Genomic DNA, 23,514 nt, shown 5'->3' with positions numbered 1-23,514 from the left:
ACCTCGCGGGCAGACGATGGGGTTACGGAGGCGGACCGGCCCCGTAACCCGGTCCACCGCCTGTCCGTACGGGATCAGGTCCGCGGCGAGCGTCCTGGGCCCCCGAACCGAGGAGCAGAACGATGGCCGGAGGCAAGGTGGAACGCAGGCACAGCCTCTTCCCCGACTTCAACGACTGGTTCAGCCGGGAGTTTCCGGGGCTGCCGGGATGGCGACCCGCGACGACCGCTCACTCCATTCCGGTGGAGGTGAACAGCGGTGACGGTGTGTACGTACTGCGCGCCGAGCTCCCGGGAATGGACCCGGACAACGACATCAGCATCACCGTCGACGACAACCTCATCACCGTGAGCGCGGAGCACAGCGAGAGCGAGGAGGACAAGGAGCACTCGGAGTTCCGCTACGGATCGTTCCGCAGAACCGTACGTCTGCCGGGCACGATCCCGGCCGACGACGTCGAGGCGTCGTACACGGACGGCATCCTCACCATCCGCGTACCGCTGCCCGAGCAGGAGACGGGCGCCGCACGCACCATCCCGGTGAAGCGAGGCGGCACCCCGCCCGAAGGAGGCCACGTCGTGAACCCCCGACGAGTCCTGGTCGCATACGGCAGCAAGCACGGCGCGACCAGAGGGATCGCCGACGAGATCGGCCGGACGCTCAAGGCCGACGGCTTCGATGCCGTCGTCCTGCCGGCCGACACCGTCTCCGACGTCAGCGGCTACGACGGAGTCGTACTCGGCGGGGCCCTCTATGCCGGGCACTGGAACGGCAAGGCGCGACGGTGCGTACGGCGCAACGCCGACCAGCTCCGCCGTCGCCCGGTCTGGCTCTTCAGCAGCGGCCCCCTCGACGACTCCGCCGAGCAGCACGACATCCCGCCGGTACCCGGTGTCGCCCGCCGGATGAACAGCCTCGGCGCCCGGGAGCACATGACCTTCGGGGGCGCCGTGACCGGCGAGACCCCGGGCCGCGTCAGCCGGTCCCTGGTCCGCCACGGAAAGGGCGCAGACTTCCGCGACCCGGAACGGATCCGGGAGTGGGCCCACCACATCGGAACCGAACTCGGCACCATGCGCTGACAGGTGCCGGCGGCCCGTCCGGCAGGCGACTCCGCCCGGAGGTGCGACATGGACCACCACAAGCGGTCGGACCCGCGACCCACGCCGTCCGGGTGGGGACCCGGCGCTCGCGCCGCACTGGTCCTCGTCCTGATGATCTCCCTGATCTGCGGCGTCGTGGCCACCGCGAGCCTGTGGAACACCGGAGCCAGGGCCGACCGTGAAATCGCCGCCCACCGCCACCAGGTGCGGGCGACCACCACCGCGCCTGCCAAGGACCCGCCCGTCGCCACCCGGTACGGGGCGACGCCGAAGTCCGTCGCACCCGCGGTCTGGGAACAGCCCGACCACGTCCTTCGGTACGGCACCGTCCACGTCCCTTCAGGGACGCCCCGGGGCGGCACGGTGACGATCTGGGTGGATGACGCCGGCACCCCCGCCCGCCCTGCGGGCAGCGCCGTCGACCGCGCACTGACCTCGTTCTCGGGCGGGAGCGTCGCCATGGCCTCCGTCGGAGCGATCGGGGCCGGCGCCCTCGTCCTCGTACGACGGCGGACCGGATCCCGTCGGCTCGACGCCTGGGAACGGGAGTGGGAGCAGGTCGAACCCGTGTGGTCCGGCCGGCTCCGCCGGGGGAGCTCTCCGGGGGCCGACGACGACTGACCGTCACCGGACCAGGACGGCCTCACCCGAGCGAGGTACGACGGCGGCCCAGCCCAGTTCGTGGTCGATGCGGTCGCGCAACGCCTCGGACGCGGCCGGTTCGCCGTGGACGAGGTAGGTGGTATGCGGGGGAGGGGCGCCGCGCAGCCAGTCGAGGATCTGGTCGGCGTCGGCGTGGGCCGAGAAGTGGGGTACGTCGGCGACCTCAGCCCGTACGGGCACGTACTCGCCGAACATCTTCAGCGTCCTGGCACCGTCCACCAGGTCCCGCGCCCGGGTGCCGGCCGCGGCGAAGCCGACCACGACGACCGCGTTGCGCGGGTCCGGGAGCAGCCGGTGCAGGTGGTGCAGAACACGGCCGCCGGTCGCCATGCCGGCCGCCGAGACGATGACGGCGGGGCCGCCGACCTCGTTGATCCCGATGGATTCCTGGACCGTACGCGCGGCGAGGAACGGCTCCGGGCTCAGCGCGGCAGCTCCCTCGGCGAGGATTTCCGGCCGCAGCTCGGGGGAGCGCTCGCTTACCGCGTCCCGGTAGACGTCCAGGGCGGCCAGGGCCATGGGGCTGTCCACGTACACGGGGACCGACCGGGGCAGGACACCCCTCTCGCGCAGCAGGGTCAGCTCGTGCAGGACGACCTCGGTGCGGTCGATGGCGAAGGCGGGGATGACGACGGTGCCGCTCCGGGCGAGAGTCCGGGCGATCACGGCGGCGAACCCCGAGCGGGCGGACTCCTGGTCGTGGCGGCGGTCGCCGTACGTGGACTCCATGAGCAGCGCGTCGGCGCCGGAGAACGGCTCGGGCGGCAGCAGCGGGTGCCCGGGCCGCCCCAGGTCCCCGTTCGAGACCTTCACCGTGCGGCGCTCGTCCGGCGGTTGTCGTCGTGCGGCGCGAAGTTCGAGGAGATCCTGGTCGTCACCGACTCCCGGGACCCCGAGCAGAGCGCGTTCTGCGGGCGAACCGCTCCCAGTTGCGGCGTCGCAGGGTCGCGAAACCCTGGAAGAGACCGCAGTCGAGGAGGATTCGCGCATGGTCGCTCTCGACCAGGAACTTGCTGCCGGTGACGGTGCCCACGCCGCCCAGGAAACTGAGCAGTGCGGGCCGCGGAGTGCTGCGAGGGGCGTTCGGGGCTGCCTCGGTCATGGTCGGCCCTCCTTCGGCATGGACCGGTCCCCAACGTGACACCCGGACCGGCCCGTACGGAGGGTCCGAGCGGGCCCGTTTCGGGGGCCGACCGGCTCATGTGCGGGCGGAGGGTTCCACAGAGCCTGGTGACGGGGACCGAGGCTACGCGCGAGAGAAAGCAGGTGGACGCGATGAAGGCGCTCGTCTTCCAGGGGCCGGGTGAGATCGCCTGGCGCGATGTACCCGACCCGGGGATCGAGGACCCCGCCGACGTGATCGTACGGGTCGACGTCGTCACGATCTGTGGCACGGACCTGCACATCCTGAAGGGCGACGTGCCGGAGGTGACGCCCGGCCGGGTCCTCGGACACGAAGCGGTGGGCACCGTCGTCGAGACCGGCGGCGACGTCCGCTCGGTGCGACCGGGAGACCGCGTCCTGGTCTCCTGCATCTCCGCCTGCGGCCGGTGCCGGTTCTGCCGTGAAGGCCGCTACGGGCAGTGCCGCGGCGGAGGCGGCTGGATCCTCGGCCACACCGTCGACGGCACACAGGCCGAATACGTCCGCGTGCCCTTCGCCGACCTGTCCGTCCATCCGCTGCCGGACTCGATCGGGGGCTCCGACGCGGTTCTGCTGGCCGACATCTTCCCCACCGCCTACGAGGTCGGGGTTCTGAACGGTGCCGTGCGCCCCGCCGACACGGTGGTCGTCGTCGGCGCGGGTCCCATCGGTCTCGCCGCCATCGCCACGGCCGGCTTCTACAGTCCGAGCCGGATCGTCGCCGTCGACCTGGCCGCGTCGCGACTGGACGCCGCCCGTGCCCTGGGCGCGGACGCCACGGTGAACGCGAAGGAAGGCCCCGAGCAGCTCGTCGCGGATCTGACCGACGGTCTCGGGGCCGATGTCGTCATGGAGGCCGTCGGTGTCCCGGAGGCGTTCGAGATGTGTACGCGGATGGTCCGGCCGGGCGGCAGGGTCGCCAACATCGGAGTGCACGGCAAGCCGGCGGTCCTCCACCTCGAAGACCTGTGGATCAAGGACGTCACCATCACCACCGGGCTGGTCGACACCTCGTCCACTCCCATGCTGCTGCGCATGATGGCCGCGGGGCGGCTGCCGTCGGCGGAACTGATCACCCACCGGTTCGAGCTGGGGCAGATGGAGGAGGCGTACGAGGTGTTCGGCGGAGCGGCCGAGACCGGCGCCATCAAGGTCGCGCTGGGCGGCCCGCAGCACACGGTCGTGAGCGTCCCCGACGCGCCGGCGGCCTGATGAACGGCCGAGGCCCTGGCTCTCGGCCGCCGGAGAGCGTCGTCCTCGACACCGACGGCGTTCTGCTCGACTCGGCCGCCGTGCACGCGCAGGCGTGGAAGACCGCGTTCGACGCCTGCCTCGACCGGCTGGCGCCCGGCGGCGGGCCCCAGCCGCCTTTCGACGCGGACGCCGAGTACCGCCGGTTCGTCGACGGCAGGTCCCGGTACGACGGCGCCGCCGCCTTCCTCGCCGCCCGCGGCCTTCACCTCCCACCGGGAGATCCCCACGACGCCCCCGGCCACGGCACGGTCTGGGCCGTCGCGGCACACAAGGAACAGGCATTCGTCGATCTGCTCCGCCGGAAGGGCGTCACGGCCTTCGCCGACGTCCGGCCGGCTCTCGGGGCCCTCCGCACGGCGGGAGTGCCGTGCGCCGCCGTGTCCGCCTCCCGGCATGCCCGGGCACTGATACATGGCGCGGGGCTCGGCAGTCTCCTCACGGTGATCGTGGACGGCGGGGACGCCGCCAGGCTCGGCCTCGCCGGGAAGCCGGATCCCGCGCTCTTCCTCCGTGCGGCGGGCCTCCTCGGCAGCCGCCCGCGCGAGACCGCGGTCGTCGAGGACGCACTCGCCGGAGTCGAGGCGGCACGTCGCGGCGGTTTCGGGCTCGTCGTCGGAGTCGACCGCACCCCGCTGCGGAGCACCACCGCCCTCCTGCGGGAGCAGGGTGCCGACCTGGTCGTTCCCGATCTGACCACGCTGGTCGGGAGCGTCTGGGGTGAGCGCGGATGACCACCGCCTGGACGTGGGCGTACGACCACTACGACCCGGCGCGCGAGCCGCTGGTCGAAGCGCTCTGCACGCTCGGCAACGGCCGGTTCGCCACCCGGGGCTCCGCTCCCGAGTGCCCGGCCGGAGGCCCGCACTACCCCGGGACCTACCTGGCCGGCTGCTACGACCGGCTCACCTCGGTCGTCGCCGGCGAACGGGTCGACAACGAGGATCTCGTCAACCTTCCGAACTGGACGCTGCTGCGCTACCGCTGCCTGCCGGACGTGGGGCCGGCCGGCGACTGGCTGACCCCCGACGACGGGCAACTGCGTCACTGCGACATCCGTGTCGACCTCCGCGCGGGTGTGCTCACCCGGCGTCTGTTCTTCGAGGACGCCCTCGGGCGGGGCCTGCGCGTCAGCCACATCCGCATCGTGCACATGGGAGACTCCGCGCTGGCGGCCCAGTGCACCGTGTTCCGCGCCTACGGCTGGAGCGGCGCCGTCGAGGTGCGCTCCGTCCTTGACGGCACGGTCACCAACCTCGGGGTGGAGCGCTACCGGCACCTCGACGGGCGTCACCTCACGGACCACCGGACCGGATTCGAGCCCGACGGTGTCGCGTGGATCTCCTGCCGTACCGCCGACCCGGGCATCAGCGTCGCCATGGCCGTGCGCACGGTCACCAGCCCGGCGCGGCCCGTGCGGGAAACGGCCACCGGGACCGGCACCGTACAGACGTACCGCATGCCCGTCGGCCCCGGCCGCACGGCGAGGGTCGTGAAGACCCTGGCACTGCGCACCTCGATGGACCGGCCCGCCGCCGAACCGCTCTCGGCGGCCACCGACGTGATCGCTCGCGCTCCTTCCTTCTCCCGGCTCCTCTCCGCCCACAAGGCGGCCTGGCAGCGTGTCTGGGAGCAGGGCGAGCTGTCCGTGCCGGGAGAGGCGGGCCGTATTCTGCGGCTGCACGTGTTCCACCTGCTGCAGACGCTCTCGCCGCACACGGCGGACCTCGACGTGGGCGTTCCCGCGCGAGGTCTGCACGGTGAGGCGTACCGGGGGCACGTGTTCTGGGACGAGCTCTTCGTCCTGCCCTACCTCGACCTCCACTTCCCCGAGGTGGCCCGGGCGCTGCTCATGTACCGGCATCGGCGGTTGCCGGCCGCCCGTGAGGCCGCCCGCCTCGCGGGCCGACGGGGAGCCATGTACCCATGGCAGAGCGCGAGTTCCGGTCGGGAGGAGACCCAGGCCCTGCACCTCAACCCACGCTCAGGGCGCTGGCTGGCCGACCACTCCCGGCTCCAGCGGCATGTGGGCTCGGCTGTCGCGTTCAACGTCTGGAGGCACGCGCAGGCCACCGGCGACCGTGGATTCCTCCACTCCGCCGGGGCGGAGATCCTCCTCGAGGTCGCCCGGTACTGGGCCGGGGCCGCCACGTTCGACCCGGAGCTCGGCCGCTACCGCATCCGCGGGGTCATGGGACCCGACGAATACCACGACGCCTATCCCGACGCCGCGACCCCGGGCATCGACGACAACGCCTACACCAATGCCACCGCCGCCTGGGTGCTCGCCCGCGGCCTCGACCTGCTCGGCGAACTGCCCGCGGCCCGACGCGCGGAACTCTCGGAGCAACTGGCGCTGGACGACGGCGAACTCGCTCACTGGGAAGAGGTCTCCCGCCGCCTCCACGTGCCGTTCCACCAGGGTGTCGTGAGCCAGTTCGAGGGATACGGGGACCTCGCGGAGCTCGACTGGGAGGCGTACCGCGCCCGCTACGGCGACATACGCCGACTCGACCGGATCCTGGAGGCCGAGGGCGACACGGTCAACCGCTACCAGGCGTCGAAGCAGGCCGACACCCTCATGCTCGGCTACCTCTTCCGGCCCGAGGAGCTGCACGGCCTGTTCGGCCGGCTCGGCTACCCGTTGGACGACGAGGTGTGGCGGGCGACCGTCTCCTACTACCTGCGGCGCACCAGCCACGGCTCGACGCTCAGCAGCCTCGTCCACGGCTGGGTGCTCGCCCGGCAGATGGGTGCCGATGCCTGGAGGTACTGCGAGGAGGCCCTGCTCGCCGACGTGGCCGACGTCCAGGGCGGAACGACCGGCGAGGGCATCCATCTCGGCGCGATGGCCGGCACGGTCGACCTCGTCGAACGCGGGATCACCGGCCTCGAAACGGGGCCGGAGGGCCTTCGCGTGGCTCCGGTGCCGCTGGCGGAGATCCCCAGGTTCACCTTCACCCTGTGCGTCGGCCGTCATCGAGGAGTGAGCCTGCGGGTACTTCCCGGTCGGCTGGCCATCCGGGTTCCCGCCTCGCCGGCGGGCCCGCTCGCCGTCATTCTCCCTGGCGACCGGAGGGTGACCGTCCTACCCGGCCAGGAGCGCTGGTTCCGTCTGTGAGAAGTGGATTCGTCCGGGATCCGGGAGGAGCGGTTCAGTCGAAGGCGAGCACCTCGGAGACCGGACGGCGCGGTGTGGCCCGCCCATGGGGGCCGTAGCCCAGACGGAACACCATGTGGACGAAGCCGATCGTCGAACCGGGATCGCGTGCGTCGGAACGGAGCTCGGGCCATTCCAGCGGCTGGGACATGAGGGAGGTGGCAAGGCCGTCGAGAGTGGCCTGCAGCAGAACCCGGTCCATGGCCTGACCTGCCTTCAGCCAATCCTCCGGGGTGTCGCCGACCGTGCCGAGCAGTGCGAGCTGCGGCGTCTTCTCGAAGCGCGCCGAGGCGCGGCCGGGCACCTGGCGGGGCGCGCCGAAGTCCCGGACGGGGGAGGTCACGTCGTACTGCCGCGGGCCGAAGGCGTACGAGGGGATGCCCTCGGTGCCGGGGCCTTCCCCGGCCGCCCCCGTGCGCGTCCAGGCGGCGATCTCCGCGCGTACGGCCTCGTCCGCCGCCTCGAACAGCTCGGAGGCGTGGACGAGATCCATGACGGTGTCGGTGTGCCACGCTCCCGGTACGACGAGTCGGCAGCCTTCCAGGAAGGCCGCGGTACGGAGACCGTCGATCACCTCGGTCGGGATCCGCTCCTCGGTGAAGGGGAAGCGGCTGGTGTGCCGGCGCGACAGGGCGTCATGCAGGATGCCCAGTTCGCTGTCGGCGTCGTCGGGGCCATCGACGCGTACGTCGGCGAGATGCCAAGGGGCGTCCGGATGGGGCAGCAGTCGGACCACGGGGTGCAGGCCCCGGTGCACGGCGGCGACGCGCAGGCCGAACAGGGCGGCGCCGCAGCCGAGGTGGAGGGCGCGGTGGTCCGGGTCCTCGTGCGGCATGCCGCGCAGCGGATCCCCGTGCAGTTCGATGACTCCGGTGCTCGTCCTGTGGACGAACTTCCAGGGCTGTGCGTTGTGCATGGAGGGAGCCGTGACGGCGTCTTCGATCAGCGACGTCACGAGTGGTCGGGTCAGGGCGGTGGTGGGCACGGTTCGTCCTGTCTGCGGTGGGTTACCAGGAGACGTCGTGGGGAGTCAGGGTGGGGGATGTGACACGTGTGTCGTCTTCGTGGAAGGACAGCCGGTCCATGACGGCGACGACGCCGTCGACGCGTTCGGCGAGTCCGACGAGCGTCAGGGCCTGACTCCGCCGCCGGACGCGGCCCTCAAGCGTCACCACGCCGTCGAGGACGTGCATGTCCACCGTGTTCTCGGGCAGGTCCATGGCGTCCGTGAGGACGTCCTCACGGATGCGGCGGCGGATCTCCGCGTCCGGGCGGAGGTAGACACAGAGCAGATCGCGGCGGGTCACGATGCCGACCAGTCGTTCCTCCTCGTCGACGACGGGCAGGCGTTCGACTCCGCGGCGCACCATCAGCCGTGCGGCGTCCGCCACCGTCTCCTCGGCGTGAACGGTGACGGCCGGCGTGGTCATGAGCTCCCGCGCGGTGAGTTCGTGGCGGGCCAGGAGGTCGCTCTCGGAGACGACTCCGACGACATGGTCGTCGTCGTCCAGGACGGGGACCCCGCTGATGTCGTGCTCGGCGAGCAGCTTCGCCACCTCCCGGAACGAGGTCGCGGGGACGGCGGAGACCACGTCGTCGCTCATCAGGCCGCCGACCTTCATGTGCTTCATCAGCGCGCCTCCTGTTCGGGGGTTCGGCCGGTGTGCTGTCCCGTGACACCACCCTCCACCGCACGCTCGGGGGCGGCGAGGGCCGAATGGTCCACCCTCAGGCCCGAACGGACTCGTATGGCGGGTACCCGCCCGTGCCCGGCTGCTGACCAGGAAGAACCCGTTCCTTCCGCTGTCCGTGGTCGCCCCCACCCTGTCCGGGCGGGCCGAGCGGCTGGGCGGCACCCTGTCGGTCCGCGCGCGCGTGGAATCCGGCAGCGGGTGGTACCCGAGGCGACCCCTGCCGTCGGTCGGGTACGTGCCCGCGCCCACCAGGGTTGTCCGTCATGAAGCCTCTCAAGGGGCATCGAGATCCATGCGGACGTCGACGACGCCCTCCACAGCCCGCACGGCGCGGGCCACCAGCGGCACCAGTGATCGGTCGGAGAACGTCCCACCGATCACGGCCACACCGTCCGTGACCCTCACATCCAGCCCCACGGGCGCCGCCGCCTCGCCGAGCACGGAGTGGCGGATGTCCTCCTCGATCTCGGCGTCCGTACGGAGGAACACCTTCAGCAGATCGCTCCGGCTGACGACGCCCTCCAGCATGCCGACGCCGTTGACCACGGGCAGGCGCTTCACCCTCCGCGTCGCCATGATCCGTGCCGCTTCGGCGAGTGTCGCGTCGGGGTGGACGGTCACGGCCGGACTGGACATGAGTTCCCCGGCCCGTACGGCGCCGGCCTTGGACGCCGCGGGGAACTCGTCCGGGCGGGGCTCGTCGACGCGGAACTCCTCCTTCGGAAGCAGATCGGCCTCCGACACGACCCCGATCACCCGTCCTTCCCCCTCCAGAACGGGCAGGGCACTCACCTTCCACTGGTCCAGGAGCGCGACGATCTCCTTGTAGGGCGCGTCACGTCCGATGGCGATGGCGGTGTGGGTCATGACGTCACTGACGGTGTATTTCGAGGAGGGCATCGTGTTCTCCGCAATACTGGGCGGGGCGGTCGCACGACGCCGGAGAGCGACACGGCCTCATGCGGCCTCCTGAGGGTCTTCCCTACCGAGTCTCCCCTCACCGGCCGATGGTGAGGAGGGCCGGATGGCCCTCTCGTCCTGCTTCTGGACCGGCCGAGCGGCTTTTTCCCTCTCCCTGTTCGGCCGGGAGGGAAGAAGGATCAGGCGAGGGTGAGGAAGAGCTTCTCCAGCTTCTCCTGCGTCATGGGCGGGGTCTGGGAACCCTCAGCGAGGCACTGGCGCATTCCGCTCGCCACGATCTTGAATCCGGCCCGGTCCAGGGCCTTGGAGACGGCCGCGAGCTGAGTGACGACGTCCTCGCATTCCCGGCCGGACTCGACCATCGCGATCACGGCGGCCAGCTGCCCCTGCGCCCGCCTGAGCCGGTTCAGGACCGGCCTCATCGATTCTTCGTCCACCTGCACAGGAATTCTCCTCCTTCACCCCCACCGGGCACGCCTTGGAGCATGCGTCTCTACATTATTTCGGTGCCGCGTCCTGGTGGACACGGATTGTCGGCTGAGGGCGCGACGTTTTTGAGTGCCTCCGCAGTCGGGTGGCGACCGCGACCGTCGCCCCGGCTCCGAGTACGGCCCAGGTGGCGGGGTGGGTCCAGACGGCGGTGTCCAGCTGCTGGGCGAGGACGAAGACACCCATGACGACGACGAACCAGCCGAACGCCTTGCGCAGCGCGTCCTGCGGGATGCGTCCGGCGAGGCGGGCGCCGATCAGGCTGCCGATCACAGCCGCCACGGTCACGGTCATCGCGATGCCCCAGTCGATGGAGACGCCGGAGAGGTGGCCGGCGAGTCCGGCGAAGGACTTCATCGCGATGACCAGCAGCGAGGTGCCGACCGCGATGCCCATCGGCAGTCCGCCGAGTATGGCCAGGGCCGGAACGACGAGGAACCCACCGCCGGAGCCGACCAGGCCGGTCACGGCGCCGACGACGAGGCCCTCGACCGCGATGTGCTTCAGCGGCAGGTCACTGTGGGCGGGCCGTGCCTTCTTCGCCCCGTCACGCGGCTTGCGGAGCATCGCGTAGGCGGTGGCGAGCATCATCAGCGCGAACGCGATGAGCAGGACGGTGCCGGGGATGTACTCGGCGACCCGGCCGCCCGCGTAGGCGCCGGCCATGCTGAAGGCGCCGAAGAGCAGGCCGGTCCGCCAGCGGACCCGATGGGCGCGGGCATGCGGGACCAGGGCGGCGAGGCTGGTGACGCCGACGACGAACAGCGAGGTGGCGATGGCCTCCTTGGTCTCCTGTCCGACGAGGTAGACCAGGATGGGGACGGTGAGGATGGACCCGCCGCCGCCGAGGATGCCCAGGCTGACGCCGATGAGCAGGGAGACCGCGACGATGAGGGCGGTCATGACGCGCTCCGCAGCTCCGCGATCACGCTGCGGACGTCGGTGCGCGGGCCGCGGTTGTAGGGGAGCTTGGAGAGCAGCACGCCCATGGCGCAGGAGTTGCTCAGCGCCGCGTAGGTCAGGCCGGCGCCGATCGCCGTACCGACGAGGTGGGCACCGGGGACGGCGATGCCGATGAGTCCGGTGGCCAGGACGACCGAGCCCGCGACGAGGCGGACCTGGCGCTCCATGTCCCACCGCTCGGGGCCTCGCTTCACGGGAGCACTCGCCGCCTCCCAGGCGATGATCCCGCCCTCCAGGACACGGAGGTTGGGCAGACCGGCCTGGGCGAGGGCCTGCTCGGCCTCCTTCGCCCGCTGCCCGGAACGGCAGACGAGCACCACCTCCTCGTCCAGGTGGGAACGGAGCTCCGCGCGGTGCTCGCGCAGGGTGCTCAGCGGCACGTTGTACGAGCCGGGGATGTGGGCGGTACGGAATTCGCCGGGGGTGCGCACGTCGAGCAGGCGTGGCGCACGGCCCTCCTGGACAAGGCGGTGCAGGACGGCGGGGGTGATCGACTGGATGGTGCGCTCGGCGCTCATGCGTGACTCCGGAAGGCGTATAGGGGTGGGGGTGTGCGAGAGGGCCGGGGGTTGTGGCGGCGGCCCGGGCGGAGAGGGTGAAGGGGTCCGTCGTGGGCGGGGCGGGGCGGCCCCGCCCACGACGGGTCGGAGGAGCGGCGGAGGCAGTGCGGCTCCCGGCTCTTCCGCGGGTTGGGAGAGCGGGGGCAGTGCGGCCCCCGGCTCCACCGCGGGTGAGAGGCGCGGAGCAGTGGGGCCCCGGCTCCCCTGCGGGCCGTCGGTGCACGGCGGGAAGAACCCGGATGACCCGCGCCCGACGGCGGTTCGTGAGCGGTCGGGTGCGCTCAGACCTCGGCGGATTCGGCCGCGAGGGCCCAGGCGGCCCAGCCGCCGAGGATGTCGGAGACGTCCTCGATGCCGCGGTGGCGCAGGAGGCTGGCGGCGATGGAGGAGCGGTGGCCGCCCGCGCAGTGCAGGACCAGCGGCCGGTCGGAGGGGAGTTCGCCGATCCGGGAAGGCAGTTCGCTCAGCGGGATGTGCAGGGCCTCGGGGATGAAGCCGTTGGCCTCGCGCTCGCCGCAGGTGCGGACGTCCACCACGAGCGGCGGGTTGTCTCCGGCGAGGGCGGCCTTGAGGTGGGTGGCGGTGAGGCGGCTGGCGGGGGTGACCTCGCTCTCCAGCACCCGCAGGGCGTCCTCGGGGTTGCGGACGTAGCCCACGACACGGTCGAAGCCGATGCGGGCGAGTCGCGTGACGACCTCCTCCTCCCGGTTCTGCGGCGCCATCACCACCAGTTCCTCCGCGGGGTCCAGGACGGTGCCGGCCTGTTCGGCGAACCGGCCGTCGGCCGGCACGTTCACCGCACCGGACAGGTGCCCGGCCGCGAACTCCTGCGGATCACGCGCGTCGACCACCACCGCGCCACCTGCCCGCAGCCCGGTGAACTCCTCCAGGGACAGCGGACGGGCCGTGGCGGCGAAGTCGTACAGGGGCCGCTCCTTGCGGTTGAGGTCGGCGTCGTAGGCGAAGTAGCCCGGTGCGGCGGACTGTCCCGCCGTCACCAGCGCGACGAACTCCTCCCGGCCCATCGGGGCGCAGGCGTAGTTGGTGGCCCGCTGTTCCCCGATCGTGGAGGACTTCTCCGTCGACAGGTTCTTCCCGCAGGCCGAGCCGGCGCCGTGGGCGGGGAAGACGCGGACCTCGTCCGCGAGGCCCATCAGCTTGTTCTGCACACTGTCGTGCAGCATCCTGCCCAGCTCCTCGGCCGTGACGCCCACCGATGCCAGCAGGTCGGGGCGGCCGACATCACCGATGAAGAGGGCATCACCCGTCAGGACCCCGTACGGGACGGCGTCGTCGGCGTGTTCGTAGACGAGGACGCTGATCGACTCCGGGGTGTGACCCGGGGTCTCCATGACCTCCAGCACCACGTCACCCAGGGCGATCCGCTCTCCCTCGGCGAGGTGACGGATCGGGTACTCCGTCTCGGCACGGGAGCCGTAACCGATCCACGCACCGGTCTCGTCGGCCATCTCCAGGTGGCCCGCGACGAAGTCCGCGTGGAAGTGGGTGTTGATGACGCCGACCACGGTGAACCCGTGCGCCCGCGCATCGGCGAGGTATTCCGACACGTCCCGGCGGGGGTCGACGACGACCGCCTGACCGGTCTTCTCGTCGGCGATCATGTACGACGCCTGGGACAGGCAGTCGAGGTAGTACTGGGCGAAGAACACGGCGAACCTTTCGACGGAGAAAGCGGGCGCGGAGCGGAGCCCCGCGAGACGGGAAGAAGTGCGGTGAGGGTGGGAGGCCGGCCGTTCAGGCGGCCCGGGCGTCCGTGCCGCGTACGATCGGGCGGCCGGTACGGGCCCACCCGGAGGTGCCGCCCGCGACCGAGACCGCGCGGACGCCGACGGCCTCCAGGTGCTCCGCGGCCCAGGCGCTCCGGTTGCCGCTGGCGCAGATCACGTAGACGGGACGGTCGGCGGGGAACGCGGCGAGGTGGGCGCCGAGCTCGGAGAGCGGTGCGGGGCGGACCCCGGGTACGTGGCCGTCGCGGTACTCGTCCGGTTCTCGTACGTCGATGGCGAAGGCGCCCTCCGCCAGCTCGGAGGCGAAGACGTCCAGATCCACTTCACGCATGGAAGATCACCCTTTCGGATACCCCCCGGGGTACTTACGCCGCCGACTGTAGACAGGGGCGGCGAGGGAAGTCAAATACCCCTAGGGGTATCGAGCGTCACAGTCCGATCCTCCGTTGAAGGGGAGGGTAAAAATACCCATGGGGGTATGGTGGTCTGCGGTTATCGGAATGGATAGGGGAGAGCGAGATGGCACGAGGGATCACGGCGAGGCGGCTCCCACCCCCTGTCACCCCCTCGCCCGGCACCGTGCGGCTGGGCCTTCGGGAGAACAGGGCGCAGTTCGTCCTGCTCGTCCTCGTCACGGCGGCGGTCGGGGCGCTCGTCGGTCTGGAGCGGACGACGGTCCCCCTGATCGGCACCGAGGTCTTCGGGCTCGCCGGGAACCTGGCCGTCTTCTCGTTCATCGTCGCCTTCGGCCTCGCCAAGGCACTCACGAACCTCGCCGCCGGCGTGCTCACCGCCCGCTTCCGGCGCAGGCAGCTCCTGCTGGCGGGCTGGCTGATCGGCGCGCCCGTGCCGTTCGTCCTCGCCTGGGCGCCTTCGTGGTGGTGGATCGTGGCCGCGAACGTCCTGCTCGGCGTCAACCAGGGGCTGACCTGGTCGATGACCGTCAACATGAAGATCGACCTCGTGGGGCCCGCCCGCCGGGGGCTCGCCACCGGCCTCAACGAAGCCGCCGGCTATGTCTCGGTCGGCGCCACCGCCCTGCTCACCGGCTATCTCGCCACCCACTACGGGCTGCGCCCCGCCCCCGAGCTCATCGGCGTGGTCTTCCTCGCCGCCGGTCTCGGACTGTCCCTCCTGGCCAAGGACACCGCCGCCCACCTGGCCCTCGAACTCTCCCGCCACCCGGCGCCACCGAGCGGCGAGAACGGCAGGCCGTCCTTCAAGGAGACCTTCGCCCGTACGTCATGGCGGGACCGGTCCCTGCGCGGGGCCAGTCAGGCGGGCCTGGTCAACAACCTCAACGACGGCCTGACCTGGGGCGTCTTTCCGCTCCTCTTCGCCGACCACGGACTCGGCATCGCAGCGATCGGCCTGATCAAGGGGCTCTACCCGCTCCTGTGGGGCATCGGCCAGATCCCGGCCGGCCACCTCGCCGACCGGGTCGGCCGCAAGCCGCTCGTCGTGACGGGCATGCTCGTCCAGGCGGCGGCGCTCCTCCTCGCGCTCGTACTCCTCGACCGCCCCTTTCTCGCCGGAGTCCTCTCCGCCGTCGGCCTGGGCCTCGGCACCGCACTCGTCTACCCGGCGCTCATCGCCGCTGTCTCCGACCACGCCCACCCCTCCTGGCGGGCCCACGCCCTCGGCACGTACCGTTTCTGGCGCGACATCGGCTACGCCGCCGGCGCCCTGACGGCCGGCATCCTCGCCGACGCGCTGGGCCTGAACGCCACGGTCCTCGCCGCCGCCGCCCTCACCGCGATCTCGGGCCTCCTGGCCGCCCGCTGGATGACCGACCGCCCCGAACGGCAGTGACCCCCGCGCGCCCTCGCTCCCACTCCCGCCGGCAAGCCCGGCGACCCTGCGGACCGGAGTCCCGACGATCCCCGGCAACGTGGGCCGGACCCCCGTGTCGCAAGGCGGCACCTGGCATCTCGTCCTGGCCACCGCCACCGCCACCGCCACGGCCGCAGCCCCAGCCCCTCGCCGATGCGCTGCCGTTGTCGCTATGCGGATCGGTGCCTCTCAGGTATCCGTACGCGGCATGCTCTCGACGCGGCCGTCCCCGCCGCCGAGCCCCGGAGCACCCCACAAGGGGAACCAGCGTTCCAGGTCCGGCTCCATGGGGAGGTCGCCCGCGAGGAGGGCTCGGACCTCGAGCTCCAGGGCGTTGTCGCGGGCCTCACGGCGATCGGTGCGGGGTGCGAACGGATAGAAGGTGCCGCGCTTGTAGAGGTAGACGAGGGCGAGTTCGTGTGCGTGCACGGGGGCGCGGAACGCGGTCAGGGAACAGAGCAGGTGGGGTCCGAAGCCTGCCTCCTGAAGCAGGGTGTTGACCGCGTGCAGGTCATTGACCAGTGTGACCACGTCGTCGGCGGGGCGGCGGGCGACGAGCCAGGTGTAGCCGTACGCGTCCCGAGAGAACGAGGCTGGGGCGGCGGCTCCACTCGCGCCACGCGCACCGCCCCCGACCGCGTCCACGTCGAGCAGGTCCCGTACCTCCTCCTTCAGACGGGTGAAGGAGCCGCCCTCCACCCCCGAGAAGCAGACGGATCCCGCGCCGGTCGGAGCGAAACCGGTGCCCGCCTGGAGGGTGAGGGCGGCGGCGGGCAGCGCGAAGAGGCGGTCGAGGTCGGGCCGTAGCACCTTGCTGCGCCCGAAAACGCTGTCGAGGATTCCCACAGCCTTGCCCCTTTCCAGTCCGGGCCCCTCACGCCTGTCCCAGCTGGTCCGAGATCCGGGCGAGTTGGTCGAGTCGCTGCTCCAGGGTGGGGTGGGAGGACAGCAGTCGGCTCAGGCTCTCCTCCGAGGCGAAGGCGGGCACGAACCAGAAGGCGTTGTACGGCTCAGCCTTGCGCAGGTCGCGAGTAGGGATCTTCCCCATGCTGCCGGTCACCTTGACGAGTGCGGAGGCGAGCATCGAGGGCTGGCCGGTGAGCAGCGCGGCAGCCCGGTCGGCCGCCAGTTCGCGGTATCGGGAGAGTACGCGGGTCAGCAGGAAACTGACCACGTAGATCACTCCGCTCACGAGAGGGATGAGGATCACGGCGGCAGCCATGTTGCTGTCGCGGCTCCGGCCGAGTCCGCTGTAGAGCGCGACACGGGTCATGATTCCGGCGAGGACGCCGAGGAACGAGGCGATGGTCATCACCGCGACGTCACGGTGCGCCACGTGAGACATCTCGTGGGCCAGGACGCCTTCCAGCTCCGCCGGCTCCAGGCGCCGCAGCAGCCCGGTCGTGACGCAGACCAGAGAGGTCTTCTCGCCCCGTCCGGTGGCGAACGCGTTGGGCACGTCGCTGTCGGCGATCGCCACCTTCGGCTTGGGCATGTCGGCGAGGGCGCAGATCCGGTCCACGGTGCCGTGCAGCTCCGGAGCCTGCTCCCGGGTGACCTCGCGCGCGCCCATGCCTACGGCGGCGATCTTGTCGCTGAACCAGAACTGCGCGATGAACAGGGCACCGGCGACCAGCAGGATGACGGGCCAGGAACCGCGCAGAAGTACCAGCAGGGCGCCGACGAAGACCACGTACAGCAGTCCGATCAAGAACATCGTGGTCGCCATACGGGCGGAGAGCCCCCGGTCCGGGGCGTAACGCGATCGTGGCCGAGTTCTGGGCATCCGAGCACCCTCTTCCGGGCCTGCGGGTCCGGGCGGCCCGCAGGCGCACTCCACACGTTCCCCCTCTGCCAGTGTCCTCCGTGCGGCCAGGAAGGCGAAAGCACCGCTTCACGGCCGGCGTGGGTACCGCAGATGCGGCAGCGTCGGCGGACGGCGCGTCGGCAGTGCCCTCGCAGCCTCCGAGACAGGGCCCGGCCCTGTGTCTCGGAGGCCGTCGCCGTACAGCGGCCGTGGTGGCGCTTCCGTGCGGCACGCACACCGTGCAGGTGCTGCGCACGTATCCGAACCGACTGCTGCTCGGGTGCCCTTCGCCCCCGACGGGGAGCGGAGCATCGCACGGGGGTATCTCAAGGCGCTGCGTCGGGCCGGGGCATCGGACCACGTCCTGGTCGATCCGGACGGCCGTCCGGAGGGGCTGCGGCTTCGCAACACGTTCTGAACGAGTCGTTCCGCCGGCCCGAGGAGGAAGGCGTCAGGCCGTCACTACCAGTAGTGCCGGCGTCCGCCGACCTTGTGACCGACCGCGCCGAGGATCCAGAGGATGGCGCCGATGACCACGAGGATGATCCCGATGGTCCAGAGAATACCGATGCCGGCCACGAGGCCGATCACGAGCAAGATGATGCCGAGGACAATCATGGAGTCCTCCGATTCCTCTGAAGGTTCCCTCTCAGCGTAGGCGTCACTTCCGCTCGTGGCTTGCGGGACCGGAGCTTCGGCCGGGGACGGTCCGGCACCGTGATCTCAGGCCGGGTGTCCTGGGGAGAGGTCGGCGACCTGTTTCTGGTCGCGGCGCAGGGCGTGTACGGCGAGGTGGGAGGCGTGAGGTGCGGTTGGCGGTGGAGATCCACACCATGAAACGGGGCGGCTCGATCGAGCACGGTGACGCGAAGCCCACCAGGCAGCCGCCCTGCTCGCCGTGTGCTGCCGCCGTGACGGCGTACATCGGGTAGTCGAGCACGTCGGTGAAGCCGTCGAGGCCGGTCACGTTCGGCTCCTCGGCTCCGTAGGCAGCAAGGGACTGCGGAGCGCTGAGCGCCCCGACGCCCAGGCTTCGTGCAGGTGGGCACCCAGTTCGTCCTCCAGCAGGACGGTCGCCGCGCACCCGAAGGCGATGTCCGGCTCCAGTGCGGGTTCGTCGGCGAGGAGACCTCCGATGACCTCACGGCGTACGACCTGTTCGTGGACGGCGTCCGCTTCGACGTGCTCTGCGTAGAAGTGCTCGGCGGCCGGCCCCGCGCCGCAGCGACGCACGGCCTTGGCGAGCCTCCGGGAGCCGGGAGACGAGGTGACCTCGACACAGGCGAAGTGGCCGACCAGGGCTCCGCGCAGGGCCCGGTGGAGTCCGAAGAGGGACATGAGATTGACCGTGGCGAGCAGCGGGGCGGGGGCGTGGTCCAGGTAGTGGCCGTAGGTCGGATCCAGGTCGAGGTCGGTCATGAGTTCCGCGAAGAGCCGCGCGTGGATGCGTTCGGGGTGACCGGCGCCGAACTCGTCGTACTCGACGGCCACCATCGCGGCCTTGGCTCGGCCGGTCAGCCTCGGGATGACCCAGGCGTGCGGGTCCGCCTCCTTGAGGTGGTAGAGGGAGCGCAGGGCGGCGTACTCGCGCAACTGCCACAGCTCACCCTCGGATTCCAGGTAGTGGGTGACGCTGCCGGCCGGATTCACCTGTTCGACGAGCAGCGGGGCGAAGGCATCCTCGACGGATCGGGGCCCACCGGTGAGTGTGGCGCGCAGCGCGTCGAGGAACAGGGATTCCGACTCCTGCCGCAGACGGAGCAGGTCCGGGTCCCATTCGCGATCGTCGTCGACGCGCTCGAAGCCCCGGTAGTGGAGTTCGTACAGCAGGTACAGCGCGAGCTGGAGGTCTTCTCCCCAAGGGTCCGCTCTTCGGATGCTGGCCTCGGTGTACGCGGGCGGCCGGTCGGTCCGCAAGGCCCTCTCCACGGCGCTCGACAGGTCGCCCCGCGCGGCGGCGAGACAGGGGCCGGTGGTGGTTTCCGGGGCGCTCGGGCTGGGAGGGGTCATCGGGGTCTCCCGTCCTCGGTGGGCGCGACGGCTCGCTCGCGGGATCGGTGGCTGGTGTCGCACCAGGGATACGCACGGCTGCGGCGGCACGTGCAGACCGCGACCATGAACCGATCGGATCGGGCGAGAGTTCCGTCGGCCAGCACGATTTCCACCGGGCCCTCGATCAGGATCGGGCCCTGCGGGTCGATGGCGATCCGGCGGGCGGGACGCGAGGGGATCGGGGTGGTCGCGGAGGTGGCCGACGGGGCCGCGGCGGAGGGTGCTTCGACGGCCGCCGCGGTGATGGAGCCCGGCGCCGCACCGTCAGGGGTGCGCGGCACGGATGATCACCAGTTCCTCGCGCTCGTCGCCGTCGCCCGCCAGGCCCTGCCTCCGCAGCCAGGTCCGCCGCGCACGCAGTACCGGACCCCACGGGACCGAGGCACGCGCCGTCACCTCGGCGGCCAGCCCGCCCGCTTCCAGACGGGCCACGGTGGCCGGTGGACCGCACATCCCGGAGTGCACCATCAGCAGGACCCCGCCGGGTCGCAGCAAGGCCGGCGCACACGCGCAGACGCGGTCGATGACTCTCCGCCCGTCGGGGCCGGCGTCCCAGGCGCGGGCCGCCCCGTGCGACGGCGGCCGGGGGCTCACCGAGGGAACGTAGGGCGGGTTGGTGAGGACGACATCGAAGCGTCGGCCCTGGGTACGGGTCGCGAAATCGCCGTGCATCACTCTCAGTGGCAGTCCCTGCCGGAAGGCGTTCAGGCCGGCCGCGATGACCGCGGGCCACGAGACGTCGACCGCTTCGACTCGGGCCCCGGTACGCGCTGCGGAGAGGGCGAGAGCACCTGTTCCGGTGCCGATGTCCAGCACGGCGGTGCCGGCGTCCATCCGTTCGTGGGAGAGAGCCTCCGCGAGGAGCCTGGTGTCGGCCTGCGGGCGGTAGACGCCAGGCAGGGCGATGAGCCGTCCGGGAGGCGTGCCGAAGCGCAGAGCCGTAGTGGGCACCATGAGCCTCCGGATCTCTGGGGCCGTCGGGGTGGGAAACGTCGTCGATGACGAGGAAACGAGTGTCCGGGATCGCGACCCCCTCACCGGCGTTCGCCGTTTCCTGCGACTCGGAGGGAACGGGGTCGCCCGCCTTGCTCGGCCGCCGACATACGGGAGGGACTCCTTCGTGTCAGGACACTGCTCCATTGTCGCGCGGAGCTACGTCGTCCGCTTGCTCGGTGCGTCCGCATCACCTGTCGGTGCGTTGGCGGGCCGCGGACGGTGGGCGCAGGGGGGCTGCGACTTCTCCGACCACACGTATTCCTGGCTGGAGTCGCAAGGGCGGGTGCGGGTGCGGGCTCGGGCAGCGGCTCGGGGACGGTCTCGGGGGTGCCAGGTGGCCAGGGTGGAAATCGAGCGGTTGTTCGCTCTGTCCGGTCAGGTGTGGCGGACCGCGACGGCGTTCGGCATCGCCCGGCTCGCCGTGTTGGGTCTCTCGTTCGGCACGGTGGTGCGGAACGGTGCTTCGTCAGGTTTCTCGAAAGGCATGCCCGGTCAGAACTAATATGTACGGATAGTTCTAATTCGCTAGGGAAGTGGTCGGTCATGTCGGGCAAGGAGAAGGGCCGGGCCAAGGCCGAGCAGGCCAAGGGCAAGCTCGAGGAGACGGCGGGCCGTGCGGTGGGCAACGAACGCATGACCGCCGAGGGACGTGCGGAGAAGGCGAAGGGGGACGCCCGCCAGGCCAAGGAGAAGGTCAAGGACGTCTTCAAGGGCTGACCCGCCAGCGGTGTGAGCCGTGGTCGAGGAGCCGCGGTGGGTGCCGAGCACGGTGAGTCGGCGAAGAGTTGTTCGCCCCCGAACGCCGAGGAGGTGCCCATCCTGAAACGGCATGTCCTCCCGCTCAAGGAGAGGGGCGAACGGCGGTGGCTGGATGAGAAGCGTGGGTGTGGAGGAAGAGCTGCTTCTCGTGCATGCCCGCAGTGGGGAGCCCCTCGCTCTGGTCGGCGCTGTCCTCGCGGCTGCGGACCGGTCCGCAGGGCAGCGGCCGCGCGGTGACGGCGCGCCAGGACACGCCTTCGAGAAGGAACTGCAGAAGGAACAGGTGGAGTTCGCCACCAAACCGGTGACGGAGATGGGCGAACTCGGGGATGAAGTCACCCGGTGCCGCGTCGAGGCCTGTCGGCACGCCGCGTCCGCAGGCGCCGTCGTGGCGGCCCTCGCTACCTCCCCGCTCCCCGCCCGGCCCTCGCTGAACGCGGGCAAGCGATACGCGTGGCTGGGCGAACAGTTCGGCCTGACCGCGCAGGAGCAACTCACCTGCGGCTGTCACGTCCACGTCTCGGTCGAGTCTGACGAGGAAGGTGTCGCCGTACTGGACAGGATCCGGCCCTGGCTCTCCGTGCTGACCGCGATGAGCGCGAACTCGCCCTTCTGGCAGGGGCAGGACAGCAGGTACGCGAGTTATCGCAGCCGGGTGTGGAACAGGCTGCCCTCGGCCGGCCCCATGCACGTCTTCGGCTCGGCCGATCGCTACCACGAGCAGGTCCGTGCCATGCTCGACACCGGAGTCCTGCGAGACGAGGCGATGGTCTACTTCGACGCCCGGCTGTCCGCGACCTACCCCACGGTGGAAGTCAGAGTGGCGGACGTGTGCCTCGAAGCGTCGACGCCCGTACTCCTCGCCGCCTTGGTGCGCGCCCTCGTCGAGACCGCCGCCAAGGCTTGGCGCGAAGGAGATCCGCCCTCCCGCGTCAGCACGGACCTGTTGCGGCTGGCGGCATGGCAGGCCGGCCGTTCGGGTGTGGACGGCCCCCTCCTCCATCCCGAAACCATGAAGGAGGCGTCGGCGGCGGAGGTCGTCCGGGCGCTGTACGCCCATGTTCGGGACGCCTTGGTCGAGAGCGGCGACGACGAACGGGTCCGCGAAGGCGTCGCGGGTCTGCTGGAAGGGGGCAATGGGGCTCGCATCCAGCGCGAGCTCCTGCGTACGCATGGCAGTCTCGCCTCGGTGGTCACCCAGTGCGCGCGAATCACGAGCGACTCCCGAGCCTGATGCCAGAACCGACGAAGGAGGCGGGCGCGAGGAAGCCCCAGGCCACGAAGCCGGCTTCGTAGCGGGCGGCGGCGCTCCGGCGCCGGGCGTCCGCCTGGAAGGCGAGGAGAAGGATCATGGCTGCGAAACGGACCGTCTACCACGTCGCACCGTCCGGCGAGCGGGCGGCGGCCGCGGGGGTGAAGTGGCAGGTCGAGGGCAGGGAAGGCCGCCGGCTGCTGCACGAGCCGCACCGGACCCAGAGAGACGCGATCGACTCCGCACGCCGGCATGCCAAGGAGCACACCCCCGCACAGGTCGTCGTTCATGCCCGCGACGGGCACATCAGAACCGCCTACACCTACGGCGACGCCCCCGCGGCATCCCCCGATGAACGTGGCCGCAGGGCAGGGGAACGCGGGGGCCTCTTCTAGGGCAGCGCGCTTCCTGTCCTGGCCGCCGCCGTGCGGCATGCCGGACCGGGGAGCGCGGGCGAAGCCCACGGCAGCCTTCCGAAAATGGGTCGGTGAGGACTTGGACGTTCATGCCGTGGCGCTTGTGCTTGCCGGAGTAGTACGGGGTGTCGGCGGCGATCCGGTCGATCGGGAGGAGCGTCCCGTCGGGGATTACGAAGGCCGGCCGGCGTGCGGTCCGTATCGCCTCGGCCGGGCTGGGGGCGAGTGCGACCAGGACCTGTATCGCTTCGCTGACGTAACGGTAGACGGTCGCGATCCCGATGCCGAACGCGGCGGCCGGCTGAGCGCAGGTGTCGCCGCAGCGCAGGTGAGCCAGGACCAGAAGCGCCTGCCGGCTCGGCGTGATGCGACGCCATCGGGTGCCGAGCTTGCGGCGGTGAGCGGCCAGGTACCGGGCAAGGTGACGAAGGTGCGCGCTGGACAGATCGATCGCCGATGGGTAAACAAAGCTCCTGGTCGGCACGGGTGATCTTGGTCGTGAACCCGTCCACCAGGAGCTTCGTCGTTCACCTCGAGCAGGGTGCCCCAACCTGCCAGCCACACCGGCAGGTTGGAAAAGGCTCCGTCGTACCCGTTGAACCCGGGCCGGCTGCCGCTCCACGTCCGATTGGCGGCGTCCGCGGGACGGATCGTTGGGCACGACGAACCAGGTTCTGGCGGTGCCCTGAGACGCGGGGACGCAG

27 protein-coding genes and 1 pseudogene are annotated in these 23,514 nt (G+C 71.1%); 10 read left to right on the top strand and 18 right to left on the bottom strand.

All coding sequences use genetic code 11. The features are described 5' to 3' along the window. Positions 1-122 precede the first annotated feature (122 nt). Together V4Y03_RS32235 and V4Y03_RS32230 are read left to right on the top strand one after the other, a co-directional pair. Positions 123-1,082, top strand: coding sequence for an Hsp20 family protein (locus V4Y03_RS32235; protein WP_332437537.1), 960 nt, complete (start codon positions 123-125; stop codon positions 1,080-1,082). Between the two features lie 48 nt (positions 1,083-1,130). Next, entirely contained in the window at positions 1,131-1,724 is a 594-nt protein-coding gene (locus V4Y03_RS32230; RefSeq protein ID WP_317872784.1) for an Rv1733c family protein, read from the top strand. 3 nt (positions 1,725-1,727) lie between these two features. On the opposite strand, the gene V4Y03_RS32225 is transcribed toward V4Y03_RS32230, so the two are convergent. Both V4Y03_RS32225 and V4Y03_RS32220 read right to left on the bottom strand, forming a co-directional pair. Further along, on the bottom strand, positions 1,728-2,579 hold the full coding sequence (locus V4Y03_RS32225; protein ID WP_332437536.1) for an MBL fold metallo-hydrolase: 852 nt from the start codon (positions 2,577-2,579) through the stop codon (positions 1,728-1,730). Between the two features lie 61 nt (positions 2,580-2,640). Continuing rightward, entirely contained in the window at positions 2,641-2,868 is a 228-nt protein-coding gene (locus V4Y03_RS32220) for a hypothetical protein (protein ID WP_332437788.1), read from the bottom strand. 173 nt (positions 2,869-3,041) lie between these two features. Between V4Y03_RS32220 and V4Y03_RS32215 the strand changes: the two genes are divergently transcribed. The 3 genes from V4Y03_RS32215 to V4Y03_RS32205 are packed head-to-tail and all read left to right on the top strand — an operon-like array spanning position 3,042 to position 7,281. Next, positions 3,042-4,121: a zinc-dependent alcohol dehydrogenase family protein gene (locus V4Y03_RS32215; RefSeq protein ID WP_332437770.1), complete on the top strand. Its 1,080-nt coding sequence runs from the start codon at positions 3,042-3,044 to the stop codon at positions 4,119-4,121. Continuing rightward, positions 4,121-4,894 (top strand): HAD family hydrolase, encoded by a 774-nt coding sequence (locus tag V4Y03_RS32210; RefSeq protein WP_332437535.1) that lies wholly within the window; start codon positions 4,121-4,123, stop codon positions 4,892-4,894. Before V4Y03_RS32215 ends, V4Y03_RS32210 begins: the two co-directional genes overlap by 1 nt. Next, entirely contained in the window at positions 4,891-7,281 is a 2,391-nt protein-coding gene (locus tag V4Y03_RS32205; protein WP_332437534.1) for a glycoside hydrolase family 65 protein, read from the top strand. Before V4Y03_RS32210 ends, V4Y03_RS32205 begins: the two co-directional genes overlap by 4 nt. Before the next feature lie 34 nt (positions 7,282-7,315). Here the strand turns inward: V4Y03_RS32205 and V4Y03_RS32200 are convergent, their stop codons facing one another. The 8 genes from V4Y03_RS32200 to V4Y03_RS32165 all read right to left on the bottom strand — a co-directional run bounded on the left by V4Y03_RS32200 (position 7,316) and on the right by V4Y03_RS32165 (position 14,026). Continuing rightward, the gene (locus tag V4Y03_RS32200; protein WP_332437533.1) at positions 7,316-8,305 is read right to left on the bottom strand and encodes an Acg family FMN-binding oxidoreductase; all 990 of its coding nucleotides are present in this window, start codon (positions 8,303-8,305) and stop codon (positions 7,316-7,318) included. Between the two features lie 22 nt (positions 8,306-8,327). Next, positions 8,328-8,951 (bottom strand): CBS domain-containing protein, encoded by a 624-nt coding sequence (locus V4Y03_RS32195; protein ID WP_332437532.1) that lies wholly within the window; start codon positions 8,949-8,951, stop codon positions 8,328-8,330. Positions 8,952-9,287: 336 nt separating this feature from the next. Further along, positions 9,288-9,914, bottom strand: coding sequence for a CBS domain-containing protein (locus V4Y03_RS32190; protein WP_332437531.1), 627 nt, complete (start codon positions 9,912-9,914; stop codon positions 9,288-9,290). A 200-nt stretch (positions 9,915-10,114) separates the two neighbouring features. Then, positions 10,115-10,357: a metal-sensitive transcriptional regulator gene (locus V4Y03_RS32185; RefSeq protein ID WP_332437769.1), complete on the bottom strand. Its 243-nt coding sequence runs from the start codon at positions 10,355-10,357 to the stop codon at positions 10,115-10,117. A 76-nt stretch (positions 10,358-10,433) separates the two neighbouring features. After that, positions 10,434-11,327 carry a sulfite exporter TauE/SafE family protein gene (locus V4Y03_RS32180; RefSeq protein WP_317872793.1) on the bottom strand — a complete coding sequence of 298 codons (894 nt, stop codon included), beginning with the start codon at positions 11,325-11,327 and terminating at the stop codon, positions 10,434-10,436. Then, positions 11,324-11,905: a rhodanese-like domain-containing protein gene (locus V4Y03_RS32175; protein ID WP_317872794.1), complete on the bottom strand. Its 582-nt coding sequence runs from the start codon at positions 11,903-11,905 to the stop codon at positions 11,324-11,326. The genes V4Y03_RS32180 and V4Y03_RS32175 overlap by 4 nt, the downstream gene beginning before the upstream one ends. A gap of 323 nt (positions 11,906-12,228) precedes the next feature. After that, positions 12,229-13,617: an MBL fold metallo-hydrolase gene (locus tag V4Y03_RS32170; protein WP_317872795.1), complete on the bottom strand. Its 1,389-nt coding sequence runs from the start codon at positions 13,615-13,617 to the stop codon at positions 12,229-12,231. A gap of 85 nt (positions 13,618-13,702) precedes the next feature. Beyond that, entirely contained in the window at positions 13,703-14,026 is a 324-nt protein-coding gene (locus tag V4Y03_RS32165) for a rhodanese-like domain-containing protein (RefSeq protein WP_332437530.1), read from the bottom strand. A 188-nt stretch (positions 14,027-14,214) separates the two neighbouring features. Between V4Y03_RS32165 and V4Y03_RS32160 the strand changes: the two genes are divergently transcribed. Beyond that, on the top strand, positions 14,215-15,507 hold the full coding sequence (locus V4Y03_RS32160; protein WP_332437529.1) for an MFS transporter: 1,293 nt from the start codon (positions 14,215-14,217) through the stop codon (positions 15,505-15,507). 210 nt (positions 15,508-15,717) lie between these two features. On the opposite strand, the gene pspAB is transcribed toward V4Y03_RS32160, so the two are convergent. The 6 genes from pspAB to V4Y03_RS32130 form a co-directional block, all read right to left on the bottom strand. After that, complete coding sequence (gene pspAB, locus V4Y03_RS32155) at positions 15,718-16,374, bottom strand: PspA-associated protein PspAB (RefSeq protein ID WP_332437528.1); 657 nt, start codon at positions 16,372-16,374, stop codon at positions 15,718-15,720. A gap of 28 nt (positions 16,375-16,402) precedes the next feature. Then, positions 16,403-17,314, bottom strand: a complete 912-nt coding sequence (gene htpX / locus V4Y03_RS32150; RefSeq protein ID WP_332437527.1) for a zinc metalloprotease HtpX — start codon at positions 17,312-17,314, stop codon at positions 16,403-16,405. A 483-nt stretch (positions 17,315-17,797) separates the two neighbouring features. Then, positions 17,798-17,953, bottom strand: a complete 156-nt coding sequence (locus tag V4Y03_RS32145; protein WP_317872800.1) for a DUF6131 family protein — start codon at positions 17,951-17,953, stop codon at positions 17,798-17,800. A 345-nt stretch (positions 17,954-18,298) separates the two neighbouring features. Beyond that, positions 18,299-19,345: an iron-containing redox enzyme family protein gene (locus tag V4Y03_RS32140; RefSeq protein ID WP_332437526.1), complete on the bottom strand. Its 1,047-nt coding sequence runs from the start codon at positions 19,343-19,345 to the stop codon at positions 18,299-18,301. Next, a complete protein-coding gene (locus V4Y03_RS32135) occupies positions 19,342-19,668 on the bottom strand; it encodes a CDGSH iron-sulfur domain-containing protein (protein ID WP_443079908.1) in 327 nt (108 codons plus the stop codon). The genes V4Y03_RS32140 and V4Y03_RS32135 overlap by 4 nt, the downstream gene beginning before the upstream one ends. Then, the gene (locus tag V4Y03_RS32130; RefSeq protein ID WP_332437525.1) at positions 19,652-20,341 is read right to left on the bottom strand and encodes a HemK2/MTQ2 family protein methyltransferase; all 690 of its coding nucleotides are present in this window, start codon (positions 20,339-20,341) and stop codon (positions 19,652-19,654) included. Before V4Y03_RS32130 ends, V4Y03_RS32135 begins: the two co-directional genes overlap by 17 nt. 385 nt (positions 20,342-20,726) lie before the next feature. On the opposite strand from V4Y03_RS32130, the gene V4Y03_RS32125 reads away from it, so the two are divergent. The 3 genes from V4Y03_RS32125 to V4Y03_RS32115 all read left to right on the top strand — a co-directional run bounded on the left by V4Y03_RS32125 (position 20,727) and on the right by V4Y03_RS32115 (position 22,376). Beyond that, complete coding sequence (locus V4Y03_RS32125; RefSeq protein WP_332437524.1) at positions 20,727-20,885, top strand: hypothetical protein; 159 nt, start codon at positions 20,727-20,729, stop codon at positions 20,883-20,885. A gap of 41 nt (positions 20,886-20,926) precedes the next feature. Then, the gene (locus V4Y03_RS32120) at positions 20,927-21,100 is read left to right on the top strand and encodes a CsbD family protein (RefSeq protein WP_332437523.1); all 174 of its coding nucleotides are present in this window, start codon (positions 20,927-20,929) and stop codon (positions 21,098-21,100) included. A gap of 154 nt (positions 21,101-21,254) precedes the next feature. Beyond that, entirely contained in the window at positions 21,255-22,376 is a 1,122-nt protein-coding gene (locus V4Y03_RS32115; protein ID WP_332437522.1) for a glutamate--cysteine ligase, read from the top strand. Here V4Y03_RS32115 and V4Y03_RS32110 read toward each other — a convergent pair. Next, a complete protein-coding gene (locus tag V4Y03_RS32110; protein WP_332437521.1) occupies positions 22,354-22,494 on the bottom strand; it encodes a hypothetical protein in 141 nt (46 codons plus the stop codon). The two genes, V4Y03_RS32115 and V4Y03_RS32110, sit on opposite strands and share 23 nt — an antisense overlap. Here V4Y03_RS32110 and V4Y03_RS32105 point away from each other — a divergent pair. Then, positions 22,493-22,789 carry a DUF2188 domain-containing protein gene (locus V4Y03_RS32105; RefSeq protein WP_317872807.1) on the top strand — a complete coding sequence of 99 codons (297 nt, stop codon included), beginning with the start codon at positions 22,493-22,495 and terminating at the stop codon, positions 22,787-22,789. The two genes, V4Y03_RS32110 and V4Y03_RS32105, sit on opposite strands and share 2 nt — an antisense overlap. Before the next feature lie 17 nt (positions 22,790-22,806). Here the strand turns inward: V4Y03_RS32105 and V4Y03_RS32100 are convergent. Next, positions 22,807-23,294, bottom strand: a pseudogene (locus V4Y03_RS32100) (transposase family protein); the annotation flags it as partial. Positions 23,295-23,514 lie beyond the last annotated feature (220 nt).

The sequence above is a fragment of the Streptomyces sp. P9-A4 genome (assembly GCF_036634195.1).
Classification (GTDB): Bacteria; Actinomycetota; Actinomycetes; order Streptomycetales; family Streptomycetaceae; genus Streptomyces.
This window is presented reverse-complemented; position numbering and strand designations above follow the sequence as displayed.

Coding starts and splice junctions, on each gene's coding strand:
- V4Y03_RS32235 (WP_332437537.1), top strand. CDS start 123: ATGGCCGGAGGCAAGGTGGAACGCAGGCACAGCCTCTTCCCCGACTTC.
- V4Y03_RS32230 (WP_317872784.1), top strand. CDS start 1,131: ATGGACCACCACAAGCGGTCGGACCCGCGACCCACGCCGTCCGGGTGG.
- V4Y03_RS32220 (WP_332437788.1), bottom strand. CDS start 2,868: ATGACCGAGGCAGCCCCGAACGCCCCTCGCAGCACTCCGCGGCCCGCA.
- V4Y03_RS32215 (WP_332437770.1), top strand. CDS start 3,042: ATGAAGGCGCTCGTCTTCCAGGGGCCGGGTGAGATCGCCTGGCGCGAT.
- V4Y03_RS32210 (WP_332437535.1), top strand. CDS start 4,121: ATGAACGGCCGAGGCCCTGGCTCTCGGCCGCCGGAGAGCGTCGTCCTC.
- V4Y03_RS32205 (WP_332437534.1), top strand. CDS start 4,891: ATGACCACCGCCTGGACGTGGGCGTACGACCACTACGACCCGGCGCGC.
- V4Y03_RS32195 (WP_332437532.1), bottom strand. CDS start 8,951: ATGAAGCACATGAAGGTCGGCGGCCTGATGAGCGACGACGTGGTCTCC.
- V4Y03_RS32190 (WP_332437531.1), bottom strand. CDS start 9,914: ATGCCCTCCTCGAAATACACCGTCAGTGACGTCATGACCCACACCGCC.
- V4Y03_RS32185 (WP_332437769.1), bottom strand. CDS start 10,357: ATGAGGCCGGTCCTGAACCGGCTCAGGCGGGCGCAGGGGCAGCTGGCC.
- V4Y03_RS32180 (WP_317872793.1), bottom strand. CDS start 11,327: ATGACCGCCCTCATCGTCGCGGTCTCCCTGCTCATCGGCGTCAGCCTG.
- V4Y03_RS32175 (WP_317872794.1), bottom strand. CDS start 11,905: ATGAGCGCCGAGCGCACCATCCAGTCGATCACCCCCGCCGTCCTGCAC.
- V4Y03_RS32165 (WP_332437530.1), bottom strand. CDS start 14,026: ATGCGTGAAGTGGATCTGGACGTCTTCGCCTCCGAGCTGGCGGAGGGC.
- V4Y03_RS32160 (WP_332437529.1), top strand. CDS start 14,215: ATGGCACGAGGGATCACGGCGAGGCGGCTCCCACCCCCTGTCACCCCC.
- htpX (WP_332437527.1), bottom strand. CDS start 17,314: ATGCCCAGAACTCGGCCACGATCGCGTTACGCCCCGGACCGGGGGCTC.
- V4Y03_RS32145 (WP_317872800.1), bottom strand. CDS start 17,953: ATGATTGTCCTCGGCATCATCTTGCTCGTGATCGGCCTCGTGGCCGGC.
- V4Y03_RS32140 (WP_332437526.1), bottom strand. CDS start 19,345: ATGACCCCTCCCAGCCCGAGCGCCCCGGAAACCACCACCGGCCCCTGT.
- V4Y03_RS32130 (WP_332437525.1), bottom strand. CDS start 20,341: ATGGTGCCCACTACGGCTCTGCGCTTCGGCACGCCTCCCGGACGGCTC.
- V4Y03_RS32120 (WP_332437523.1), top strand. CDS start 20,927: ATGTCGGGCAAGGAGAAGGGCCGGGCCAAGGCCGAGCAGGCCAAGGGC.
- V4Y03_RS32115 (WP_332437522.1), top strand. CDS start 21,255: ATGAGAAGCGTGGGTGTGGAGGAAGAGCTGCTTCTCGTGCATGCCCGC.
- V4Y03_RS32105 (WP_317872807.1), top strand. CDS start 22,493: ATGGCTGCGAAACGGACCGTCTACCACGTCGCACCGTCCGGCGAGCGG.
- V4Y03_RS32110 (WP_332437521.1), bottom strand. CDS start 22,494: ATGATCCTTCTCCTCGCCTTCCAGGCGGACGCCCGGCGCCGGAGCGCC.